Source organism: Flavobacterium sp. TSSA_36, assembly GCF_051547165.1.
Classification (GTDB): Bacteria; Bacteroidota; Bacteroidia; order Flavobacteriales; family Flavobacteriaceae; genus Flavobacterium.
On record NZ_JBPTTP010000003.1, the window covers coordinates 59420 to 82646 of the forward strand.

Consider the following 23227-nt stretch of genomic DNA (forward strand, 5'->3'; position numbering starts at 1 on the left):
AAAAAAGTCCCGATGCAAATCGGGACTTTTTCTTTATACAAACTTCTCGTTTATTCTAAAAAAAAACTCACACTCACATTTACTACAATTGCAATTTCTCCGATGACCAATGTTTCTCTTGGAGTAGCTTCAGCAGCATCACTCATAGTAGCCTTCATTGCATACACTGGTGCAGGTGACGGATAGTAGTTTTGAGAATTATCAGAGATCATTAACGCCTTCCCTACTTTTTGTCCCAATACAGACACAAAATCATCTGCTTTAGCTTTGGCATCCTTCATAGCTAATTTTCGCGCCTCCGCTTGATATAGTGTCAATTTTGAAGATTGAAACGTAACACCATCAATACGGTTAACTCCAGCATCTACCAATCCTTCCATTAGACTATCATATTTAGTCAAATCTTTCAACAAAATCTCTATAGTTTGACTAGCATTATACGAACGCTTTTTGGATTCATATTCGTATTGTGGGTTTAGAGCAACACGACGAGTTTTATAATCTTCTGTTGGTAAATTTATTTTTTTTATAAATTTTAAAACAGCTTCAACTTTTAGGTCATTTTCCTTCTTAACATCTTTGGCGTTGGCTCCTTTGGTTTCAACAGTAATTACTATTGCTGCTTGATCCGGAATCACTTTTACCTTTCCTTCACCGCTTACACTAATTTGTGGGACAGGTTTTGTTTCTTGAGCTTGAACAAATAATGTTGAAGTAATCAACAATAAGGCTAGTACTTTTTTCATATAGATTATTTTTAAATGATTTTATTACAAAACGAAAGCAAAAGTAATGCCATTACAACTTTCCTCTTTTTTCCAAAACAAATAAAAGCACAATAGGAATCGCCAAAAGCACCACCATCAAAGTGTGTTCAACCAATAACTGCGGTTCTTTTACCAAAGTAATCACATACCCTCCAACCGCACCACCGAAGTGTGCCGTATGTCCAATATTGTCATTTTGAGCCTTCATTCCATAAATAGAATACAACAAATAGAGAATCCCAAATAAGTAAGCCGGAATGGGAATTATAAAAAACAACCCTAACATCATGTCAGGTCGCAGCAAAATGGCAGAATACAAAATTCCCGTAACTGCGCCCGAGGCTCCAACTGCTCGATAGCTGTAATCGTTTTTATGAAAAGACATCGTAAGCAAACTTCCAAACACTAAACTCCCAAAATACACTAAGATAAACGAAAAATTCCCCATAAACCCAAGCACTACTGGAGCAAAAAAATACAGCGTCAACATATTAAAAAGTAAATGCGACATATCAACATGCAAAAAACCCGAAGTCAGCATTCGTATTTGCTCACCAGCACGAATACTTCCTACGTGAAATTCATATTTTCTAAAAAAATAAGTATCATTCCAACCTTTGTAACTTACTACAACATTGGCCAATATTAGCCCCAATAAAATCATGTTCATAAAAAATGCATTTAGTTATTGGTAAAGATAGTAATCTTACATTTTTTAACCCTTGTTGTCTTAACTTATATTATTTCCTTTTTTGGGCTATATTTGCATAAAAAATATAACATGCAGTTTCTGGTTTATATCATAGTTTTTCCAATTCTTTGGATTATTTCTATACTTCCTTTTCGTGTTTTTTATTGGTTTTCTGATCTTATATATGTAATAGTCTATCGAATTGTGGGGTATCGTAAAAAAACCGTCCGTGAAAACCTCGCTTTGGCGCTTCCACATTTGAATACCGAAGAACAATTAATTATTGAGAAAAAATTCTACCATCATTTATGCGATTTATTTTTAGAAATGGTCAAAACATTATCTATCTCTAAAGAAGAAATGGATAAGCGTTTCAAAATAACTAATATCGAATTGGTTAAAGAATTTGAAAAAAAAGGAAAAAGCGTTGCGCTATTAACTTCTCATTATGCAAGCTGGGAATGGTTAATGACGCTTAATAATCAAACCTCTTTTTTTGGTATTGGTGTTTATAAAAAAATTGGCAATAAATATTTTGATCAATTGGTGCGTGATATTAGATCCAAATTTAATGCTGAATTGGCAGAAACAAAACAAGCAATACCAATGATGCGCGAAAATCAAAAAAGCGGAAAAATGTGTATGTATGGTTTGGTTAGTGATCAATCACCTAAATTAGAGCGTGCTTTTCATTGGCACACTTTTATGGGCGTTGAAGTTCCTGTGCACACTGGTGCCGAAATGCTTGCCAAGCGTTATGACATGAATGTACTATTTGTTGATGTAAAAAAAGTAAAAAGAGGCTTTTACGAAGCCACTTTTGTTGATCTATCATCGGATGCTAGAAATGTGCCTGATTTTGAAATCACTGAACGATTTTTGAAATTGGTAGAGCAGCAAATTTTAGATGTACCAGAATATTATTTGTGGACACATAAAAGATGGAAACACAAACGTTAGTCTATAAAAAAAACTCATTACGAACTGTAATGAGTTTTTTTATAGCATAATTTAAAATCTACTTAGCAAACCATTGTTCAACTAATGTATTTTCGAAAGAAGTTGCTTGTTGATGAATAAATTCATTGGTTTCTGAATCATAACGGTACTCTAACGCCCATTCTTTGTGATTCTCGGCCAAAGATTTAATAGCATTACAAACGTATTCTATTTCATCTGAAGTTGTAGTTGGATGTATCGACATTCTAATCCAGCCCGGTTTACGGATTAAATCGCCTAAACCTATTTCATTGACCAACTTATGAGATGTTTCTTGATCTACGTGTAGCAAAAAATGCCCGTAAGTTCCAGCACAACTACACCCACCTCTAGTTTGGATTCCGAAACGGTCATTAAGCAGTTTTACTCCTAAATTAAAATGCAAATCATCTATAAAAAACGAAATTACACCCAATCGCTCTTGATGTTGTCCAGCTAAAATTTTGATATTTGAAACATTCTGTAGTGAATCAAAAACATACTCCACAATTTCGTGTTCACGTTTCAAAATATTGTCAATACCCATTTCGTCTTTTAACTGAATGGCTAAAGCGGTTTTGATTACTTGCAGGAAACCAGGTGTTCCTCCATCTTCTCTGTCCTCAATATTATCGATGTATTTGTGTTCTCCCCAAGGATTTGTCCACGAAACGGTTCCTCCACCTGGACAATCCGGCACCATATTGTTGTACAATTTTTTATTAAAAACCAATACACCTGAAGTACCTGGGCCTCCTAAAAACTTGTGCGGTGAAAAGAAGATAGCATCCAAATACGCATCTTCATCTTCAGGATGCATATCAATGGAAACGTAGGGACCTGAGCAAGCAAAATCCACAAAACAAACTCCATTATGTTGATGCATCATTTTAGCCGCCTCGTGATAAGGGGTACGAATGCCTGTAACATTGGAGCAAGAAGTAATTGAAGCAATTTTAAGAGTACGATCTTTATATTTTTCAAGTAATATTTTTAGATTTTCTAAAGAAAAAAGTCCTTCTTCGGTTGAAGGAATCACCTCAACATCAGCAATCGTTTCTAACCAAGACGTTTGATTGGAATGGTGCTCCATATGAGAAATAAAAACTACTGGTTTTTTCTCGGCTGGAATAGCTACAAAATCTTTTAAGTTTTCAGGAACTTTAATCCCTAAAATTCGTTGGAACTTATTCACAACGCCTGTCATTCCTGTACCATCTGTAATTAAAACATCATTTTGATTGGCATTAACGTGTTCTTTAATGATATTTCTAGCGTGGTGATAGGCTTTGGTCATAGCCGTTCCAGAAACGGTAGTTTCAGTATGCGTATTAGCAACAAAAGGTCCGAAAGCATTCATCAATTTTTCTTCGATGGGGCGATATAGTCTTCCGCTTGCGGTCCAATCAGTGTAAATGATTTTTTTTCGTCCAAATGGAGATTCAAATTCTTGCTCAATTCCGATAATACTTTTGCGAAATTGTTGAAAATACTGTTCTAATGCCGTCTCTTTTGTACTATTTGTCATTATATCTTTCATTTGATTGCAAATATATTGTATTTGATTGAAAACGTAGGATTCATTTTAGTTTTAATGAATGTAAACACTCGCAAAAATTAAAAAAAGTTAGACACGAATTACACTAATTTGCACTAATTTTTTACGCTTTTCAAATTACACAAACTCACAATTAAAAAAATAAAATTCTTTATTAAAAAAGACTAGACAAAATTGGAGAAAAAAGTTTTCAAAGGTGTTAGCCTTGTGGTTTTAGCACAATGGCTTAATTCTAATAATAACAGCTTTTGTCATTCCGACGAAGGAGGAATCACATTACTTGAGTAGCTTGTACGATTCCTCCTTCGTCGGAATGACAACAAAAACAATAAAATTGGTTTTCAAAAATGCTATAATTTATAGTATTAAACGAACAAAAAAACCTTCTCAATACTACTACTGAAAAGGTTTCTTCTTGATGTATGTTGCTAAAAAATGAAACCAAAAAAAGCCAATTGTGACTCATTTACCCCCGATAGGAGCGGCATCCTTTGTTTTTTATTTTCAAAAAACAAAGATATAGCGGATAGCGGGATTCTTGTTTCCTGATTAGCCTAATGCGTTGGTCCTAAAAACAAAACTTGTGTTTTTAGATTCCAGCGACTGCTTTGATTTCGTCTATGATTCGCAACGCTAAATCGTCGGCCAATTGTTGGGTAGCGGCTTCGGTATAAATACGGATAATTGGTTCTGTATTTGATTTTCTTAGGTGTACCCAATTTTCGGCAAAATCTATTTTCACTCCGTCAATGGTCGTGATGTTTTCTGATTGATACTTATCGGTCATTGCCACCAAAATCGCATCCACATCAATTTGAGGCGTCAATTCGATTTTGTTTTTACTCATATAATATTCAGGATACGAAGCACGCAACTCAGATACTTTCATCTTTTTATTGGCCAAATGCGTCAAAAACAAGGCCACACCCACTAAGCTATCGCGACCGTAATGCAATTCAGGATAGATGATTCCACCATTGCCCTCACCACCGATAATAGCGTTATTTTTTTTCATCAATTCCACTACATTCACCTCTCCTACTGCACTCGCTTCGTAGCTGCCCCCGTGCGCAACCGTTACATCGCGCAACGCTCTTGAAGAAGACATATTCGAAACCGTGTTACCCGGAGTTTTGCTCAAAACATAATCCGCACAAGCTACCAAAGTGTACTCTTCGCCAAACATTTCGCCGTCTTCGCTAATGAACGCCAAACGATCAACATCTGGGTCTACGACGATTCCTAAATGCGCTTTTTCTTCGACTACTAACGCTGAAATATCCGTTAAATGTTCTTTTAAAGGCTCAGGATTGTGAGGAAAATGACCATTGGGTTCGCAATATAATTTCACCACTTCAACCCCCATTTGTTCTAACAATTTTGGGATGATGATTCCGCCAGATGAATTCACACCATCGACTACCACTTTGAAGTTGGCCGCTTTTACTGCCTCAATATCGACTAATGGTAAATTCAATACTTCATCGATGTGAATATCCATATAAGCGTCATTGATGGTAACTTCGCCCAAACTATCCACGTCTGAAAAATCGAAAGCTTCCGCATCGGCAATTTCTAATATTTTTTCGCCATCGGCACCACTTAAAAACTCTCCTTTTTCATTGAGAAGTTTCAAGGCATTCCATTGTTTTGGGTTATGTGAGGCGGTCAAAATAATTCCACCATCAGCTTTTTCCATTGGAACAGCCACTTCAACTGTAGGTGTGGTAGACAATCCTAAGTCGATTACATCAATACCTAAACCTAATAAAGTATTCACTACTAAATTGTGAATCATAGGTCCAGAAATACGAGCATCTCTACCAATTACAACGGTATTTTTTTCTTTATTGCTATGTTTTTTTAACCAAGTTCCGTAGGCCGAAGCAAATTTTACTGCATCTACAGGAGTTAAATTGTCCCCAACTTTTCCCCCAATGGTTCCTCGAATACCTGATATTGATTTGATTAATGTCATTTTATTTCAATTTGGTTATAGCTACAAATATAAAAAAGTTGGATGGGCTTATAGTCTTTCCAACGAAAAGTTTTTAGTTAAGGAAAATGAGGCTTTTATTGTGAGACTTTCGCATTAAAAAAAAGTTAGCCACGACCCGAGCGATAGCGAATAGGCTAAGCAATTACACCAATTGACACTAATTGTCATCGAAACTGAAATTGAATGTCACGAATTCTAGCAACATTAGTAATTCGTGTCATTAAAACACATTTTAATTCGTGATTCATTAGTGAATTCGTGGTGGATATTTTTCCCTGAAGAAGTGGTTGCTTCTATTGTGAGGCTTTTTAAAGTTTGTATCTTTGAAAATAGTCAAACCAAAACAATGAACTTTCTCGCGCACATTTTTCTTTCGGGTGATGATGAATTACTCAAAATAGGCAATTTTATGGCCGATGGCATTCGTGGAAAACAGTACGAGCACTTCCCTTTGTCTATACAAAAAGGGATTCGTTTGCATCGCTTTATTGATACTTACACAGATGCGCATCCCGTTTTTAGACAAAGTACGCAAAGACTGCATAGCAAATACCATCATTACGCTGGAGTCATTGTTGATTTGTTTTACGACCATTTTTTGGCCAAAAATTGGAGTAGTTATTCCAATGAAAATCTAGAGGAATATACCGAAACTTTTTATGAATCGTTAAGAGACCATTACGAGGTGCTGTCCGAAAGAACCAAAGGTATGATGCCTTACTTAATAGAGCACAATTGGTTATTGAGTTATCAAACAGTAGAAGGGATTGGTCGGATTTTGACACAGATGGATAATAGAACCAAAAACGAATCCAAAATGAGGTTTTCCTCTAATGAATTGGTTGAATTTTATCCCGAATTTGAAGAAGAGTTTACTATCTTTTTCAAAGACTTACAAGAACAAGTTTCCCTAAAAATGCAACAATTATGAAAATTTCACAATTTCTTTTTCTTTCTATTCTCTGTAGTTTTTTTAGTGAAACTATTCAGGCTCAAACCGGTCTAATCGCTAACAAAGCTATGGTGGTGTCTGCACGAGAAGAAGCTTCCAAGATAGGCGTAGAAATTATGCAAAAAGGCGGCAATGCTTTTGATGCTATGGTGGCTACTGAATTGGCTTTGGCGGTATGTCATCCTCAAGCTGGGAATATTGGTGGTGGCGGTTTTATGGTTTATAGAAAAACTAATGGTGAAACGGGAGCTTTGGATTACAGAGAAAAAGCACCTCAATTAGCATCAAAAGACATGTATTTGGATGCTAAAAAAAATGTAATGAAAGGCAAAAGTACCGAAACAGCTTTGGCTTCCGGAGTTCCTGGCACCATTGCTGGTATTTTCGAGGTGCATCAAAAATTTGGTTCATTGCCAATAAGTGAAATTTTAAAACCAGTCATAGCCTTAGCTGAAAGAGGTGTCGTAGTTACTCCCTATCAAGCACAGAGCTTGTCGGATTACAGGGCTTCATTTATAAAAGCAAATGGCCCAAATAGTTTGTTTTCCAAAATTTATAAAGCTGGAGATACTATTAAATATAGCGCCTTAGCCGAAACATTAAAACGAATTTCAAAAAATGGAAAGCAAGAGTTTTACCAAGGAGAAACCGCTCAAAAACTTGTATCTTTTGTGACAAAAAAAGGGGGAATCCTATCGTTGACCGATTTAGAAAAATACCAAGCAAAATGGAGAGAACCTATTACATTTAATTATAAAGAGTTACGCATAACTTCCATGTCTCCTCCTAGTAGTGGTGGTATTTGTTTACATCAAATTATGAAAATGATTGAGCCTTATAATCTTGCCAAAATGGAACATAATAGCATAAAATCCATTCAAGTTATTACAGAAGCAGAAAGAAGAGCCTATGCAGATAGAAATTATTTTTTAGGAGACCCGGATTTTATAAAAATTCCAACCAATAAACTTCTAGATTCTATTTATTTAAAAAAGAGAATGGTTGATTTTTCTTTTGATAAAGCCACAAAATCTGCAGCTGTTGCTCATGGCACAATTCAAGGTTATGAGAGTAAACAAACGACCCATTATTCAATTGTTGACCCTGAAGGAAATGTAGTTGCTGTTACCACTACATTGAATGACAATTACGGTTCAAAAATTTATTGTGATACATTAGGTTTCTTTTTGAATAATCAAATGGATGATTTTAGTGCTAAAGCTGGTGTTGCTAATTTATACGGCCTTACCGGTTCAGAAGCCAATAGTATTGCACCCGAAAAAAGAATGTTAAGCTCCATGAGTCCGACTATTATCGAAAAAAACGGCAAGCTCTATATGGTTGTTGGTACACCAGGAGGGTCAACAATAATTACCTCTGTTTTACAAGCTATTTTGAATGTTTACGAATACAATATGACCATGCAAGAAGCCGTCAATGCGCCTAGATTTCATCATCAATGGTTACCGGATGAAATTGTCTTTGAACCCAATTCTTTTTCTAAATCATTAGTTAAAGATTTAAAGAAAAAAGGATATCACATCAATGAAAAAAACAATGAAATTATAGGAGAAGTTGACGCTATTTTAGTGCTTCCCAACGGAAAACTAGAAGGCGGCGCAGATAAAAGAGGAGATAATAACGCATCAGGATATTAAAAAATGAAAAAAACGCACACTTTATTATTGTTTATGTTTTTACAAAGTTTTGCACAAAACAACACAAAAAACCAAGGGCTTATTGTTGAAAAAGCTATGGTAGTTTCCGCAAGGGAAGAAGCCTCTAAAATAGGCGTTGAAATTTTAAAAAAAGGCGGTAATGCTTTTGATGCAATGGTGGCTACCGAATTGGCTTTGGCAGTTGCTTATCCGTATGCAGGAAATTTAGGTGGTGGAGGATTCATGGTGTATCGCAAAGCCAATGGAGAAACAGGCGCGATTGATTATCGCGAAAAAGCGCCCATGGCTGCGACCAAAGATATGTACTTGGATAAAAATGGGAATGTCATTAAAGGAAAAAGTACTGATACTCCCTTAGCAATTGGTGTTCCAGGAACTATTGCAGGAGTTTTTGCCGTTCATGAAAAATTAGGAAGTCTTCCCATTGCAACTTTACTAGCTCCTGTGATTGCTTTAGCAGAACAAGGTGTGGTAGTAACCTCCAAGCAAAAACAACAATTAGATAAATACAGAGCTGCTATCATCAGTGCTAATGGTGAACAAACTTTATTTGCAAAAAACTATCAAGAAAATGAAATGATTCAATATCCTGCTTTAGCGGCCACCTTAAAAAGGATTGCTAAGAATGGAAAAGCTGAATTTTACTCCGGAAAAACAGCACAAATCCTTGTGGAATATCTCCAAAAAAAGGGCGCAATTATCACGTTAAAAGACTTGAAACAATATCAAGCCAAATGGCGAAAACCCATCACTTTTAACTACAAAGACTTAAAAATAACTGCCATGTCCCCTCCAAGTAGTGGGGGTATTTGTTTAGGACAAATTCTCAAAATGATCGAGCCATTTGATATCGCAAAAACCGGACATAATTCGGCCGAGTCTATTCAGGTAATTGTGGAGGCTGAACGACGAGCTTACGCGGATAGAAGTTACTATTTAGGAGATCCTGATTATTATAAAGTTCCTGTAAAACAATTACTAAACAGCGCTTATCTCAAGCAAAGGATGGCAAGTTTTACACCAGATAAGGCTACTTTGTCTTCCGAAATAAAACAAGGTGAAGTAACCTATAATGAAAGTACTGAAACAACCCATTATTCAATAGTAGATGCACTAGGTAATGCAGTAGCTGCTACTACTACCTTAAATGATGGTTTTGGTTCCAAATATTACTGTGAAGAATTAGGATTCTTTTTGAACAATACCATGGATGATTTTAGTGCCAAACCGGGAACACCTAATATGTTTGGGTTAGTAGGAAATGAAGCTAATAGCATTGCGCCCGGAAAACGAATGCTCAGTTCAATGACGCCTACAATCGTTGAAAAAAATGGTCAGTTGTCGATGGTTTTAGGAACCCCTGGTGGATCTACCATTATCACGTCTGTACTGCAAACGATTCTAAATGTTTATGAATACAAAATGGGAATGCAACAAGCTGTCAATGCTCCTCGTTTTCATCATCAATGGTTACCTGATTTAATTACGTTTGAACCCAAAACCTTTGACACTACTACTTTTGAAAAACTCAAAGTAAAAGGTTATATTATTAATGAAAAAACAACTCCTGTCATTGGCAAAGTAGATGCCATTTTGGTTTTACCCAATAAAAAATTAGAAGGAGGAGCAGATTTTAGAGGAGACGATACCGCAGTTGGATTCTAATTATGGATTTCATTGAGGCACTTGAAAAAGAATTTATGGCTCAAGCAAATACTGAGCAAAGTATTGCTATGCAAGCGTATATGAAAAACAATTTTCTGTTTTTTGGGGTTCCCATGCCACAACGAAGAGCTATTTTAAAATCAGTGAGTGCTGCTCATTCGGATACTATAAAAGCCAATGTTCGAACTCTAGCACTGGGGCTTTATGAAAAACCACAACGCGAATTTCATTATTGCGCAATAGAACTTTTAATTCAAAATTGTAGTAAAACGCTTTTAGTAGCGGATTTACAGTGGATAGAAAAACTGTTACTTACACATTCATGGTGGGATACTGTTGATACCATTAGTAAATATTTACTAGGACGTTATTTGGCTCAATTTCCTGAACAAAGAACTGCGGTGATTGAAAAATTTGTTAACTCTTCCAATGTTTGGTTAAAAAGAAGTGCTATTTTATTTCAATTAGAATACAAAAACAACACACATTTTAGTATCTTAGAATCCGTGAGTGAAAGTCTTAAACATAGTAATGAATTTTTTATTCAAAAAGCTATAGGATGGGCATTGAGAGAATATGGAAAATATGAACCTATACTAGTGCAACAATTTGTCTGGAACACTCATTTAAAACCATTAAGTCAAAAAGAAGCTTTGAAAAATATCGTAAAACAAAAAAATGAATCTTAAATCACACTTTATCACTATCATCAATCGTTTTGAATCATTGATTGCTTGGAGTCAAAGTAAGGTAACCAACAAGCAATTTATTTTTCTTTCCAGTGTTTTAGTAGGAATATCAGCGGGATTAGCGGTTATTGTCCTAAAATCGTTTGCCCATTCCGTTTTTACTTTTGCAACGTACATTAATGGTATTTTAAAACTGAATTATATTAATAGTATCCTGCCAATTATAGGGATTTTGTTAACTGTATTTGTGGTAGACAAAGTTTTGGGAGGCAGTATAGAAAAAGGGACCTCCCAAATTTTATTCGCTGTTGCAAAAAAAGCAAGTATTATTCCTAAAAAACAAATGTACGCACAAATTGTTACTAGCTCATTAACAGTAGGTTTAGGCGGATCAGCTGGTTTAGAGAGTCCAATCGTTATCACGGGAGCTGCATTTGGCTCAAACTATGCTCAAAAATACCAGTTAAGTTATAAAGACCGAACGTTACTTATTGGTTGTGGGGTAGCCGCAGGAATTGCAGCAGCATTTAATGCACCTATTGCAGGAGTACTGTTTGCCGTTGAAGTTTTGCTAGTCGATGTTAGTATCGCTGCCTTTACTCCTATCATGATTGCGGCCGCCACAGGAGCCATGGTTTCTGTAATTGCCCTTGATGAAAGCATTCTACTTTCGTTTAAACAACAAGAGCATTTTCATCATTTCAACTTATTTTATTATGTTTTGCTTGGTCTTTTTACCGGTGTTATTTCCATCTATTACTCAAGATATTTTGAAAAAATCGAACGTTACTTTCACGTTTCTAAACTTTCTGTTTATAAAAAAGCGTTATTAGGTTCTAGTATATTAGCGTTATTGATTTTTGTGTTTCCAACACTTTTTGGTGAAGGGTATGAAAGTATTCGTATTTTATCACAAAATGATCCGGGTCAATTACTTGAGAATACTCTTTTTAAAGGATTTCGCAACAATAATTGGATGTTACTTCTATTTATTGGAGCTAGCATGATGCTTAAAGTATTTGCCACTGGATTTACTTTGAGCTGTGGCGGAAACGGGGGAAATTTTGCCCCATCACTATTTTTAGGATCTTATGCTGGTTTTTTCTTTTCTTATTTCCTTAATCTTATTGGTTTAACTAAACTTCCTGTAAGCAATTTTACAATTGTAGGAATGGCAGGTATTTTGAGTGGACTATTTCACGCCCCACTTACAGCAATTTTCTTGATTGCAGAAATTACGGGTGGTTACGGATTGATGATTCCACTAATGATAGTGGCATCAACTAGTTACGCTATTTCAAAACGATTTGAAAAACATTCGATGGATGTAAAAAATTTAGCAAAAAAAAGAAATGCTTTTACAAGTAACAAAGATTCCAATGTTTTATCCACTTTAGAAACTAATTCTATTATCGAAACTAATTACTTAACTCTTGTTGCGAATGAAAATTTAGAACGCCTTGTAGATTTAATTTCACACTCTGATCAAGTGATCTTTCCTGTAGTAAATGAAGAAAATGAATTAGTAGGTATCGTACATTTTAATGATATAAGAGAAATTATATTTAACACTTATAGGGTGAAATATACTTTAATAAAAGAAATTATGACTTTCCCTGCGGTATTAGTATCTCCAAATGAACACATGGAAAATGTCATGAATAAATTTGAGCAATCCAAAAAAGCATTTCTCCCTGTTGTTCTATATGGAAAATACTATGGATTCATATCAAAATCTGCAGCTTTAGAAGCCTATAGAAGCAAACTAAAAGCGATGACAATTGATTAATAAAAAAATATGAAATTGATTTTTTAACTTAATATCTCTAATACATTCCTAATTTAAAACGCTAACTTCGGTTGGCGTTTTTTTATTATCGGATGATAAAAAAAATTTTTATATCCGATATTAATTGTACTTTTGTGGGGTTATGTGGAAAATAGACTTAGGATATGGGGAAGAATTTCAATCAACTTTTGAACGATTGTATCAAAAAAAGCAAGATTTGCAAAATAGCAGACCCTTGCCCACCATCGCTTTGAATAAAATCAAAGAAAGTTTATCTATAGAATGGACCTATAATTCCAATAGTATAGAAGGAAACACCTTAACACTTAGAGAAACACAAATGGTTTTACAAGAAGGAATCACCATAAAAGGGATTTCTTTAAGAGAACATTTTGAAGCACACAATCATGACAAAGCCATTGATTACCTTTTTTCGATAATCAATTATAATTATGTCTTACGAAGTATTGACATATTATCGCTTCATGGTTTGGTATTACGCTCCATAGAAGATGATTACGCAGGCAGATTACGCAATGGAGGTGTTCGTATTTCGGGAGCCAATTTTGTTCCGCCCAATGCGAATAAAGTTTCGGATTTACTGGATGAATTGATTGATTTTATTAACACTAACCCTTTACATCTAAACGATATTGAGTTGGCAACAATCTTTCATCACAAATTAGTTTGGATTCATCCTTTTTTTGATGGCAATGGAAGAACGGTTCGATTGAGTATGAACTTGTTATTAATGCGATGTGGCTTTCCACCAGCTATCATACTCAAAAACGATAGAAAAAAATACTATGAAGCACTCAATCAAGCCAATAATGGTAATTATCAAAAACTAATCCTTTTGATGAGTCAAGCACTTGAGCGAAGTTTAAACATTTACCTAAACGCTATGCCAGATCGTGACAATGACTTCCAAAAGATAGCCGATATTGTTAGTGAACCAAGTAGTCCTTATGGGCAAGAATATGTTAGTTTATTAGCTAGAACAGGTAAAATCGATGCCTACAAAGAAGGCAGAAATTGGTACACCACCAAAGATGCCATCGAAGCCTATATCAGTACAAGAAAAAGAAAACGCTAACCCAAAAAAAGTTAGCGTTTTTTTTAGCTCTCTTTTCAAGATAATCTTCGATAGTACTCTACTAAATCAAAAATATAATAGAATATTTTTTTTAAGAAAAACATTTCAAAATATTGCATAAAAAGTTATATTGCGCAAAATATCTTATAATCATTATTATTTTTTATGTCAATAAAAGCAATCATTGTTGATGATGATCCCAAATCTAGAGAGTTAATTCATATTTTTTGCAAAAGCTATAGCGATAATAAAATACATGTTTTGGATTTATGTCATTCAGTTGACTCAGCTATTCTTTCGATTGAAAAACACCAACCAGATTTAGTTTTTTTAGATATTGATATGCCAAAAAAAAATGGTTTTGAATTATTGAATCATTTTACAAGAGTACCCTTTGAAATTGTTTTTGTAACGGGTCACGACAACCAATATACAAGAGCTTTAGAAATTAGCGCCCTAAATTATCTGATGAAACCCATCAACCCTCTGAACATCAAATCAATTATCGATCACTTTGAAAAAAAGAAAGCATTAGATACAAGTGTTAATCAGATAGCCATTTTAAAAAACAATTTAAGAAATGAAAAAACAACATTAGTTATTCCAGACAAGGACGGGTTTAAAGTGTTGACTGTTAATGATATCATCAGTTGCGAAACGGGAAACGGCAGTGGGAAATGCAAAATTGAAACTACCAAGGGAAATATTGTTATTTCAAAACCAATGAATAAAATGATTCAGTTACTACCTTCATCCATTTTTTTAAGTGTAAGTAGCAGTGCCATAATCAATAAAAAAATGGTTGAGTCCTTTAATGGTAAAGAATTTAATTTAAAAATGAACAATGGCCGTATCATAAAAGTTTCTGAAAGATTTTTTAATAAAAAAGAATTAATTGATGCACTATCAAACTAAAATTTTATCTCTCTTTTTATTTTTTATCATATATCCTTTTTTTGCTCAATTCAAGCCTTCAAAAAATTACACTACTGCTGATGGTTTACCCAATAACGCAGTTAGATCGCTGTTTTTAGACAAAAACGATGACTTATGGATTGGCACTGAGAATGGAGTTTCTAGATTTTTAAATGGAACTTTTCAGAATATCTTTGAATCTGATGGTTTGGGCCACAACAGTTGTTGGGATATAACGCAAGATATCAATGGAAATATGTGGTTTGCAAGTTATGGTGGCGGTGTGAGTAAATTTGACGGAGATAAATTCAATGTTTTTACAGTTAAAAACGGATTACCTGCTAATAAAACTAGAAAAGTATTTCCTTATAAAAATAAAGTATATGTAGGGACAGAACAAGGCATTTCGATTATTGACATAAACACCAATAATGTTGTTACTCCTAAAGTACCCTCACATAAAGAAGATTTTATTTCACTTTCTTTCTTCGTCTATGAAAATGAAGTTTATTTTACCACTGTACATAACGGTTTGTACAAAGTAGACCAATCGAACATTGTTCCTCAAATCATCCCTGTCGTATCAAATCAAAAAGCCTATAGTTTGGGGCTTTTTGGCACTACACTTTACAGTAGTAATGAAGGTTTTATTGAAAAATATGATATCGCAAAAATTAAAAAAGGTGATACTTCATCGATTAAATTTGGTCAATCGATGGTATGGCAATACACAAAAGACAAAAGAAATACCATTTATGCAGCAGCATGGGGAGTATATACTCCTGATGGAGGCCTTTACCGAATTGAAAAGGATAAAATGATTCCAATTGCAAATTATTTTGGCGTAGATTCTAAAGTTTTATTAAATGTTGTTTATGACAAAAGTAACGATATACTTTATGTTGGGTCTAATGACAAAGGAGTATATGCGATACGGCTGGACGAAATGATTACTTATCATGCCTTTGAAAACAAATCGATTATTGACTTTACCTTTTCTGGTAGTCAAAAAATGGTCTTGCATAATAAAGGAATTTCTATTTTAAACGCTACAAATAAAGTTTTGAGAACAGTCTCATTAACAGATTTCAAAAAGGTAGAAGCTGATTTTCTTCTCAAAAACAAAAACAAAAATAAAATAGCTACTCAATATAGAGAATCAAGAGATTTTGAACTTAATTTCAACATACCCACCAACGAAATAGAATTTTATGAAATAGTAAAACACCAAAATTCTTTTTGGGTGAGTTCTAATATTGGGATTTTCGAAATGAGCGGTCATGGAGAAATCATAGCATATATTCCTAAGCATAGTTTGAAAATTGGATTTACAGCAAATCACAAATTCATCGAAACCATTACTTATGCTGGTGTTTATTTATACGATAATGTATATCAATTAAAAGGCAGACATTATTCTAAATTTGAAAAGCGAACGCCTCAATATATAGTCAAAATATTAAATAACAACAATAAAACGTATCTGCTTTCGGTCTTTAATGGACTGTATGTCTACAAAAACAACGAATTTCATTCCTATTTGGCAGAAGGCATTTGGAAAGAGAATAAATTCAAACACATCACGGTTAACTCAAAAGGCCAATTGATTTTGTCGGCCGAATTTGGTGATGTGTTTATTATTGAAGATTCAAAAAATTTTGAAATTTTGAAAACCATTTCAAAAAAAGAAATTATAGGCAATACCATTCAATTTCTTGAAGCTTACAAAGATTACATTCTAATTGGTACTGAAAAAGGAATTAATATTTATAAAAACGGAAAACTACAACTAGTGGACAAACAACTGGGATTGAATGATTGCGCCATAACAACATCACAAATTTTTGAAAATCAATTATGGCTTGGTACCAAAAAAGGTTTTTACACTATCGATTTAAACAAACTTACTGCAGATAAAAAAACCGTTTCTAATATCGAAATCAAAGGAATTTCGATCAATGCAGAACCCATAAAATCATCCAATTACAATTGGTTTGCTTATACTTCCAAAAAAATAGTATGCGACTATCAGCACAATACAATCGCGATAGATTTTATGCAAAAGGCCATTCTTTTGCTGATAAACTAAAATTTAGATATCGATTAAAAAAAACAAATCGTTGGAGCCCCTATTCCGACAAACCATTTATTTATTTGTCATATTTGCCTAATGATACCTATAATCTTGAAATTGAAGTATTCGATTTGCATGCTGGAAAAACCACTCGTTTTTACCTTTTAAAAATCATTATTCAGCCCCCATTTTGGAAAACATGGTGGTTTATGATTGTAATCTTTAGTATTGGGATAGCAAGTACAATAATTGCCATTTTATGGACAAAAAAGAAAGCAAAACAAAAAGCCGAATCCGAAGCCATTACCGAAAAAATTATTTCCAAAGCAAAACTCGAAGCCCTATTGAGCCAGATGAATCCACATTTTACCTTTAATGCAATGAATACAATTCAAACTTTTGTTTTTAACAACGACGCCCTAAATTCGACCATTTACATTAGCGAAATGGCCAATTTGATGCGGCAAACATTAGACAATTCTGCCCAGCAAACCATTACTATCGAGAATGAAATCGAATATTTAAAAACTTATATAGCGATAGAAAACCAGCGTTTTGACAACCGAATTGTGTTTAACATTCAACTTGACAAGCATTTGGATATTATGCCTACCGAAATTCCAACGATGTTGCTACAGCCTTTTGTAGAAAACATTTTCAAACACGCTTTTGACGAGGATTCTAAACATCCAGAATTTACTATAGCATTTAAAATTCTTGACAAAAACGAATTACAAATACAAATCTATGACAATGGAAAAGGAAATTCCAGAACAAGCAAGACACATCATTCAAAAGGTATTGCCATAACCAAAGAGCGCCTGAAAATTTTGCAACCTTCTAATCTTGACCCCATAAAAATTGATTTTTCAGATTGCGGAACAACTGTAACTATCCGATTAATTATTTAGTTAAAAAAATGAATTACAGCACAGAATACCCAAATTACACCCCAGAAACCCCGAATCATAAGTTCGGGGTTTTTTACTTAGTTTAATCTTTTTAGTTTTGGATTGTAACCTAAAAAATAACAAATGATTTCAGAAGAAAACAAAACCGCAGAAGAAACAAGATTAGCTAGAGAAGAAGCAAAAAGAGATATGAAAATGTATTTAGCAAATGATTGGCAATTGAAAGAAGAAACACCAGAATACTTCTTGTTAACCCGAAACGAGGCTTCGAAAACAGGACATATATTAGTTTTCTTTTTTACATTTTGGTGGACTTTTTGTCTTGGAAATGTAATTTATTATTTCGTGAATAGAAAGACAAAGAAAATTGTTAAGTAATTTTTATTACTGATAAATTAAATATAAAATTTAAAATATGAATAGCGTAGAAAACAATCTAAAAAAAGTCGAAAATAGTTTCAAAAATTCAAAAGAAGAAGCTGAAAAACTTATTAAGGATAAAGATAAAACTAATAACAAACTTGACGAAGCTTATAAAAAAGCATTTGCGAACAAAGGAAAACTGGAAGAGGTCTGGAATTATTTACAACTTTTCTTTTCAATATCTAGAGATTATATAAATGGAAACTATAGTGTAGCTCCAAAAGGTTCAATTATTGCTATAATTGGAGCTTTAATCTATTTTTTATCTCCAATAGATTTAATACCTGATTTTATTCCTGTAATTGGTTATATAGATGACATTTTTGTATTAGGATTAGTATTCAATCAAGTAAGATCAGACTTAGAAGAATATGAAAAATGGAAAAACGCTTAATATGAAAAAAGTAATTTTGCTATTAGTGATAAGCCTGATCGTCTCATCTGTTTCTTATAGTCAAAAAAAACAACTTACACCCTATCAACTCAAAGTTCAATTGCTTACAACAAATTTAATCAATGATCTTGGACTTAAAAATATAGTAAATAAATATAGTAATACTGGAAATTTAGGTGAATTAATGGGTGCTGCCGAGTTTATTTATGCTTGTAAGACTCAAAAAGGGATTTTAGCTCTTTTAAAATTTAATTCATCATTGGAACAAGCTAAAAAATTAAAAAATGAAATAGATTTTAGAAATGATAAAATCATAAAGGATAAAGAAGAAGCTAAAAGAGAAGCGTCAATAGCACTAAAAAGAGAAATAGTAAAAAAGAAAGAACTTGAAGAGCAAAATAAATTAAAGCAAATTAAATATGAAAACTCTGATTATGTAAAAATAAAAAATAGAGTTAAAGATGATTTTTCAAAATGGTTAATTAAAGGAGAGTATGAAAAATTAGAAAGTTATAATAATAGAATTAGTAGCGATGGTCAAACTGTTTTTGATAGCATTTGCTTCAAGGCAATAAAAAATCAGTTGATTGATGAAAATGAATATTACTCTAGTGTAGAAGAGGAATATATGGCCATTGATGGAATTAAACTTGGTTTTATAGAATTAGATAGATATGATTCTGAAAAGGAATTTTTTAATGTAATTATCAACCTCCACGAGAAACAAATTAACGATACTTTAAATATTAAGATTGAACAAGCACAAAATTTTAAAGAAAACCATGAAATAAACAATTCTTCTCTCATTAATACTGAGTGGTGCTTTGTTGAAAACAATTTAACTCCAACAAAATTTACTCTAGAAAATGATCAGATTAAAAGGACAATCAATCTTCCGAAAGAAATCTTGACAAAAATAGAACTATCCTCAAATGATTTACAAATAGATAATTTAAAGAGCAATATTATTTTTGACTTTAATAAGTATCAGAATTATTTAATAGAAAAGCAAAAACAATTTAGGGAGAAATTATTCCAAAAAAGAAAACTTGACAGCATTGCTGAATCTAATATAATACTTAAATATGAAGAATTTAGCGATGGCAGATCAATCCATATCGAAGAATCGTTTAAGGACGAGATTATTAGTTCAATGAGAGTTCTTGCCGTAAAAAACAATTTAGATTTAAGTCATGCTTATGATGATTATAAAATAAAATTTATTGTTGAAAAAGACGGATCATTAAGTGAAATTACAATAATTTCAAGTGTTGGATATAAAATAATTTACGATGAACTAATTAGATTAGTAACTAAAAAAGCAAGGTTTATTCCTGGAAAGTATAAAAGCACTCCCTGTAGAACTCTTTGTTTCCTACATTATGAGCCTTATCTTAAAAAAATTTATTTTAATAATTACTAAAATAGATCCCCGATAGGGTTGGCTTCCCGCTCGTTTACGTCACCTAAATAGCATCTTTTTTTTTTAGGTGAAAATAATAAGATATAGATTTCCACGCATTCGTATTGATCCAAATCATAATATAATTTCAGACTAAAAGAAATATATAGAAGAAGAATTAATGATAAACTAAACCACTAAAAGAAGTTTATTTCTACTGCACTTTTATGTAAATTACTGTTCTTTTTCACAAATATTAAAAGCGCTAACCCAAAAAGTTAGCGTTTTTTTTGTATTCCTTTTTTAACACAATCTTCGATAGTGTTCTACTAAAAGAATAAATCAAAATAGTAACTTTGCTTCCGACCTATTCGGAATTTGCAAAATTATGCTAGATACAAATAATACCATTGAAGTTCAAGGCGCTCGCGTTCACAACCTAAAAAACATCGACATTGCTATTCCCAGAGAAAAACTCGTTGTCATAACAGGACTTTCGGGTTCGGGAAAATCATCCTTGGCTTTCGATACTATTTATGCCGAAGGACAACGTCGCTATGTAGAAACATTTTCGGCTTATGCCCGACAATTTTTGGGAGGATTAGAACGTCCAGATGTTGATAAAATCGATGGTCTTTCGCCTGTGATTGCTATTGAACAAAAAACGACTAGCAAAAGCCCGCGTTCTACCGTGGGAACAATTACTGAAATATACGATTTCTTGCGTTTGTTATATGCGCGTGGTGCTGATGCCTATAGTTATAATACGGGAGAAAAAATGGTTTCCTACTCTGATGAGCAAATCAAAGAATTAATCATTCAGGATTTTAATGGAAAAAGAATCAATATTTTGGCTCCAATCATTCGAGCGAGAAAAGGACATTATGCCGAACTCTTCCAACAAATTACCAAACAAGGTTTTCTAAAAGTAAGAGTTAATGGAGAAATTGTAGACATTACTCCCGGAATGAAACTCGACCGTTACAAAACACACGATATAGAAATTGTAGTGGATAGAATTGTTGTTGATACTTCTGATGACATACAAAAACGTTTATCCGAAAGTATCAACACTGCTATGCATCACGGTGAAAATGTATTGATGATTTTGAATCAGGATACGAATGAGGTACGCTTTTTTAGCCGTAATTTGATGTGTCCCACTACTGGAATTTCGTATCAAAATCCTGAACCCAATTTGTTTTCATTCAACTCTCCAAAAGGAGCTTGTGAACACTGCAACGGGTTAGGAACTATTAATGAAATCAATACCAAAAAAATCATTCCCAATCCAAAATTATCCATCAAAGCGGGTGGTTTTGCTCCGCTTGGAGAATACAAGTCGTCTTGGATTTTTAAGCAGCTTGAAACTATTGGAGAAAAATTTAATTTTAAAATAACGGACCCCATCGAAAAAATTCCAGCTGAAGCTATGGAAATGATTTTGAATGGTGGTAAAGAAAAATTTGCAGTTCAATCGAAAGATTTGGGCGTTACGAGAGAGTACAAAATTGATTTTGAAGGCATTTCGCATTTCATCAAAAACCAACACGACGAAAGTGGTTCTACTGCTATCAAGCGTTGGGCTAAAGAATTTATGGATGAAATTGCTTGTCCGGTTTGCGAGGGCTCTCGCCTTAAAAAGGAAGCTAATTATTTTAGAGTAAACGAAAAGAATATTTCTGAATTGTGTACTATGGACATTTCAGAATTGACCGCTTGGTTTTTGGATTTAGAAAATCATTTGACCGATAAACAAAAACGAATTGCAACAGAAGTCATAAAAGAAATTAAAGATAGATTAGCGTTTTTGATGAATGTTGGTTTAAATTATTTGGCGTTGAGCCGAAGTTCAAAATCACTTTCGGGTGGTGAAGCACAGCGTATTCGTTTGGCTACCCAAATTGGCTCGCAATTGGTTGGTGTGCTTTATATTTTAGACGAACCGAGTATTGGTTTACATCAAAGAGATAATGAGAAATTAATTCATTCTTTAGAGCAATTGCGAGATATTGGTAATTCGGTTTTGGTAGTTGAGCACGATAAAGATATGATTGAACGTGCCGATTATGTAATAGATATTGGTCCAAAAGCAGGAAAATATGGAGGCGAAATCATCAGCATTGGTACTCCACAAGAAACCTTAGCCTCGAACACGATTACTGCTCAGTATTTGAATGGAACAATGAAATTTGACATTCCCAAAAAGCGCAGAACAGGCAATGGAAAATTTCTAAAACTGACTGGAGCCACTGGAAACAATCTAAAAAATGTTTCTATTGAAATTCCTTTAGGGCAAATGATTTGTGTGACAGGTGTTTCGGGAAGTGGAAAATCGACTTTGATCAACGAGACCCTCTACCCTATCTTAAACGCTTATTATTTTAATGGAGTCAAAAAACCGCAGCCGTATAAAAAAATTGAAGGTTTAGAACATATCGATAAAGTAATTGATATTGACCAAAGTCCGATTGGAAGAACACCGCGTTCTAATCCTGCCACATACACCGAAGTTTTTACCGAAATTCGTAACTTATTTACGATGACTTCTGAAAGTATGATTCGTGGATACAAAGCGGGACGTTTTAGTTTTAATGTAAAAGGTGGTCGTTGTGAAACCTGCGAAGGTTCAGGCGTTCGCACTATCGAAATGAACTTTTTACCTGATGTGTATGTAGAATGCGAAAGCTGTCAAGGGAAGCGTTTTAATAGAGAAACCCTTGAAATTCGCTACAAAGGCAAATCCATTTCGGATGTATTGGATATGACGATTGATGAAGCTGTACCTTTTTTTGAAAATATTCCAAAAATATATAGAAAAGTCAAAACCTTGCAAGATGTTGGTTTGGGTTATATCACTTTGGGACAACAAAGCACTACACTTTCTGGTGGTGAAGCGCAACGTATTAAATTAGCGGGTGAATTGTCTAAAAAAGACACAGGAAATACCTTTTACATTTTAGATGAACCTACTACTGGTTTGCATTTTGAAGATATTCGGGTGTTGATGGATGTGATTAACAGATTGGTGGACAAAGGAAATACCGTTTTGATTATCGAACACAATATGGACGTGATTAAACTCGCCGATTATATCATTGACATTGGCCCCGAAGGCGGAAAAGGTGGCGGACAACTGGTAGCCAAAGGAACACCTGAGGAAATCATTAAAGTAAAAAAGAGCTATACTGGACAGTTTTTAAAGAAAGAATTAGCATAATTTTAAAAAAAAGTTCCGGAGGAAC

17 protein-coding genes and 1 pseudogene are annotated in these 23227 nt (G+C 33.8%); 14 read left to right on the forward strand and 4 right to left on the reverse strand.

The genetic code is table 11. The features are described from left to right. Positions 1–50: 50 nt before the first annotated feature. Together ACSVH7_RS06895 and ACSVH7_RS06900 are read right to left on the reverse strand one after the other, a co-directional pair. Positions 51–746: an SIMPL domain-containing protein gene (locus ACSVH7_RS06895; protein ID WP_438065983.1), complete on the reverse strand. Its 696-nt coding sequence runs from the start codon at positions 744–746 to the stop codon at positions 51–53. A gap of 52 nt (positions 747–798) precedes the next feature. Beyond that, positions 799–1437, reverse strand: a complete 639-nt coding sequence (locus ACSVH7_RS06900) for a rhomboid family intramembrane serine protease (protein WP_438065984.1) — start codon at positions 1435–1437, stop codon at positions 799–801. Between the two features lie 111 nt (positions 1438–1548). Here ACSVH7_RS06900 and ACSVH7_RS06905 point away from each other — a divergent pair, with 111 nt between their 5' ends. Continuing rightward, positions 1549–2418: a lysophospholipid acyltransferase family protein gene (locus tag ACSVH7_RS06905; RefSeq protein WP_438065985.1), complete on the forward strand. Its 870-nt coding sequence runs from the start codon at positions 1549–1551 to the stop codon at positions 2416–2418. Positions 2419–2476: 58 nt separating this feature from the next. Here the strand turns inward: ACSVH7_RS06905 and ACSVH7_RS06910 are convergent, their stop codons facing one another. Next, positions 2477–3964 (reverse strand): aminotransferase class V-fold PLP-dependent enzyme, encoded by a 1488-nt coding sequence (locus ACSVH7_RS06910; RefSeq protein ID WP_438065986.1) that lies wholly within the window; start codon positions 3962–3964, stop codon positions 2477–2479. A gap of 619 nt (positions 3965–4583) precedes the next feature. Then, on the reverse strand, positions 4584–5972 hold the full coding sequence (gene glmM, locus ACSVH7_RS06915) for a phosphoglucosamine mutase (protein WP_438065987.1): 1389 nt from the start codon (positions 5970–5972) through the stop codon (positions 4584–4586). Between the two features lie 367 nt (positions 5973–6339). On the opposite strand from glmM, the gene ACSVH7_RS06920 reads away from it, so the two are divergent. From ACSVH7_RS06920 to uvrA, 13 genes and pseudogenes are all read left to right on the forward strand, one after another. Continuing rightward, positions 6340–6924: an ACP phosphodiesterase gene (locus tag ACSVH7_RS06920; protein WP_438065988.1), complete on the forward strand. Its 585-nt coding sequence runs from the start codon at positions 6340–6342 to the stop codon at positions 6922–6924. Next, entirely contained in the window at positions 6921–8603 is a 1683-nt protein-coding gene (gene ggt, locus ACSVH7_RS06925; protein WP_438065989.1) for a gamma-glutamyltransferase, read from the forward strand. The genes ACSVH7_RS06920 and ggt (ACSVH7_RS06925) overlap by 4 nt, the downstream gene beginning before the upstream one ends. 3 nt (positions 8604–8606) lie before the next feature. Beyond that, positions 8607–10289: a gamma-glutamyltransferase gene (gene ggt, locus ACSVH7_RS06930; protein WP_438065990.1), complete on the forward strand. Its 1683-nt coding sequence runs from the start codon at positions 8607–8609 to the stop codon at positions 10287–10289. A gap of 2 nt (positions 10290–10291) precedes the next feature. Further along, the gene (locus ACSVH7_RS06935; RefSeq protein WP_438065991.1) at positions 10292–10978 is read left to right on the forward strand and encodes a DNA alkylation repair protein; all 687 of its coding nucleotides are present in this window, start codon (positions 10292–10294) and stop codon (positions 10976–10978) included. Then, positions 10968–12767, forward strand: a complete 1800-nt coding sequence (locus ACSVH7_RS06940) for a chloride channel protein (RefSeq protein WP_438065992.1) — start codon at positions 10968–10970, stop codon at positions 12765–12767. Before ACSVH7_RS06935 ends, ACSVH7_RS06940 begins: the two co-directional genes overlap by 11 nt. A gap of 142 nt (positions 12768–12909) precedes the next feature. Then, positions 12910–13863 carry a Fic family protein gene (locus tag ACSVH7_RS06945; RefSeq protein ID WP_438065993.1) on the forward strand — a complete coding sequence of 318 codons (954 nt, stop codon included), beginning with the start codon at positions 12910–12912 and terminating at the stop codon, positions 13861–13863. Positions 13864–14028: 165 nt separating this feature from the next. Next, a complete protein-coding gene (locus ACSVH7_RS06950; RefSeq protein ID WP_438065994.1) occupies positions 14029–14778 on the forward strand; it encodes a LytR/AlgR family response regulator transcription factor in 750 nt (249 codons plus the stop codon). Continuing rightward, complete coding sequence (locus ACSVH7_RS06955; RefSeq protein WP_438066405.1) at positions 14762–16867, forward strand: ligand-binding sensor domain-containing protein; 2106 nt, start codon at positions 14762–14764, stop codon at positions 16865–16867. Before ACSVH7_RS06950 ends, ACSVH7_RS06955 begins: the two co-directional genes overlap by 17 nt. Next, a complete protein-coding gene (locus ACSVH7_RS06960) occupies positions 16798–17763 on the forward strand; it encodes a sensor histidine kinase (protein WP_438065995.1) in 966 nt (321 codons plus the stop codon). The genes ACSVH7_RS06955 and ACSVH7_RS06960 overlap by 70 nt, the downstream gene beginning before the upstream one ends. A 123-nt stretch (positions 17764–17886) precedes the next feature. Next, complete coding sequence (locus tag ACSVH7_RS06965) at positions 17887–18141, forward strand: hypothetical protein (protein WP_438065996.1); 255 nt, start codon at positions 17887–17889, stop codon at positions 18139–18141. 37 nt (positions 18142–18178) lie between these two features. After that, positions 18179–18523: pseudogene (locus ACSVH7_RS06970) on the forward strand (YkvA family protein); the annotation flags it as partial. A 58-nt stretch (positions 18524–18581) separates the two neighbouring features. Beyond that, positions 18582–20003 carry an energy transducer TonB gene (locus ACSVH7_RS06975; RefSeq protein WP_438065997.1) on the forward strand — a complete coding sequence of 474 codons (1422 nt, stop codon included), beginning with the start codon at positions 18582–18584 and terminating at the stop codon, positions 20001–20003. A 367-nt stretch (positions 20004–20370) separates the two neighbouring features. Continuing rightward, the gene (gene uvrA, locus ACSVH7_RS06980) at positions 20371–23202 is read left to right on the forward strand and encodes an excinuclease ABC subunit UvrA (RefSeq protein ID WP_438065998.1); all 2832 of its coding nucleotides are present in this window, start codon (positions 20371–20373) and stop codon (positions 23200–23202) included. Positions 23203–23227 lie beyond the last annotated feature (25 nt).

What these genes read in the sequence shown, in the direction of transcription:
- ACSVH7_RS06895 (WP_438065983.1), bottom strand. Translation starts at nt 746, where the DNA reads ATGAAAAAAGTACTAGCCTTATTGTTGATTACTTCAACATTATTTGTT.
- ACSVH7_RS06900 (WP_438065984.1), bottom strand. Translation starts at nt 1,437, where the DNA reads ATGAACATGATTTTATTGGGGCTAATATTGGCCAATGTTGTAGTAAGT.
- ACSVH7_RS06905 (WP_438065985.1), top strand. Translation starts at nt 1,549, where the DNA reads ATGCAGTTTCTGGTTTATATCATAGTTTTTCCAATTCTTTGGATTATT.
- ACSVH7_RS06910 (WP_438065986.1), bottom strand. Translation starts at nt 3,964, where the DNA reads ATGACAAATAGTACAAAAGAGACGGCATTAGAACAGTATTTTCAACAA.
- glmM (WP_438065987.1), bottom strand. Translation starts at nt 5,972, where the DNA reads ATGACATTAATCAAATCAATATCAGGTATTCGAGGAACCATTGGGGGA.
- ACSVH7_RS06920 (WP_438065988.1), top strand. Translation starts at nt 6,340, where the DNA reads ATGAACTTTCTCGCGCACATTTTTCTTTCGGGTGATGATGAATTACTC.
- ggt (WP_438065989.1), top strand. Translation starts at nt 6,921, where the DNA reads ATGAAAATTTCACAATTTCTTTTTCTTTCTATTCTCTGTAGTTTTTTT.
- ggt (WP_438065990.1), top strand. Translation starts at nt 8,607, where the DNA reads ATGAAAAAAACGCACACTTTATTATTGTTTATGTTTTTACAAAGTTTT.
- ACSVH7_RS06935 (WP_438065991.1), top strand. Translation starts at nt 10,292, where the DNA reads ATGGATTTCATTGAGGCACTTGAAAAAGAATTTATGGCTCAAGCAAAT.
- ACSVH7_RS06940 (WP_438065992.1), top strand. Translation starts at nt 10,968, where the DNA reads ATGAATCTTAAATCACACTTTATCACTATCATCAATCGTTTTGAATCA.
- ACSVH7_RS06945 (WP_438065993.1), top strand. Translation starts at nt 12,910, where the DNA reads ATGTGGAAAATAGACTTAGGATATGGGGAAGAATTTCAATCAACTTTT.
- ACSVH7_RS06950 (WP_438065994.1), top strand. Translation starts at nt 14,029, where the DNA reads ATGTCAATAAAAGCAATCATTGTTGATGATGATCCCAAATCTAGAGAG.
- ACSVH7_RS06955 (WP_438066405.1), top strand. Translation starts at nt 14,762, where the DNA reads ATGCACTATCAAACTAAAATTTTATCTCTCTTTTTATTTTTTATCATA.
- ACSVH7_RS06960 (WP_438065995.1), top strand. Translation starts at nt 16,798, where the DNA reads ATGCGACTATCAGCACAATACAATCGCGATAGATTTTATGCAAAAGGC.
- ACSVH7_RS06965 (WP_438065996.1), top strand. Translation starts at nt 17,887, where the DNA reads ATGATTTCAGAAGAAAACAAAACCGCAGAAGAAACAAGATTAGCTAGA.
- ACSVH7_RS06975 (WP_438065997.1), top strand. Translation starts at nt 18,582, where the DNA reads ATGAAAAAAGTAATTTTGCTATTAGTGATAAGCCTGATCGTCTCATCT.
- uvrA (WP_438065998.1), top strand. Translation starts at nt 20,371, where the DNA reads ATGCTAGATACAAATAATACCATTGAAGTTCAAGGCGCTCGCGTTCAC.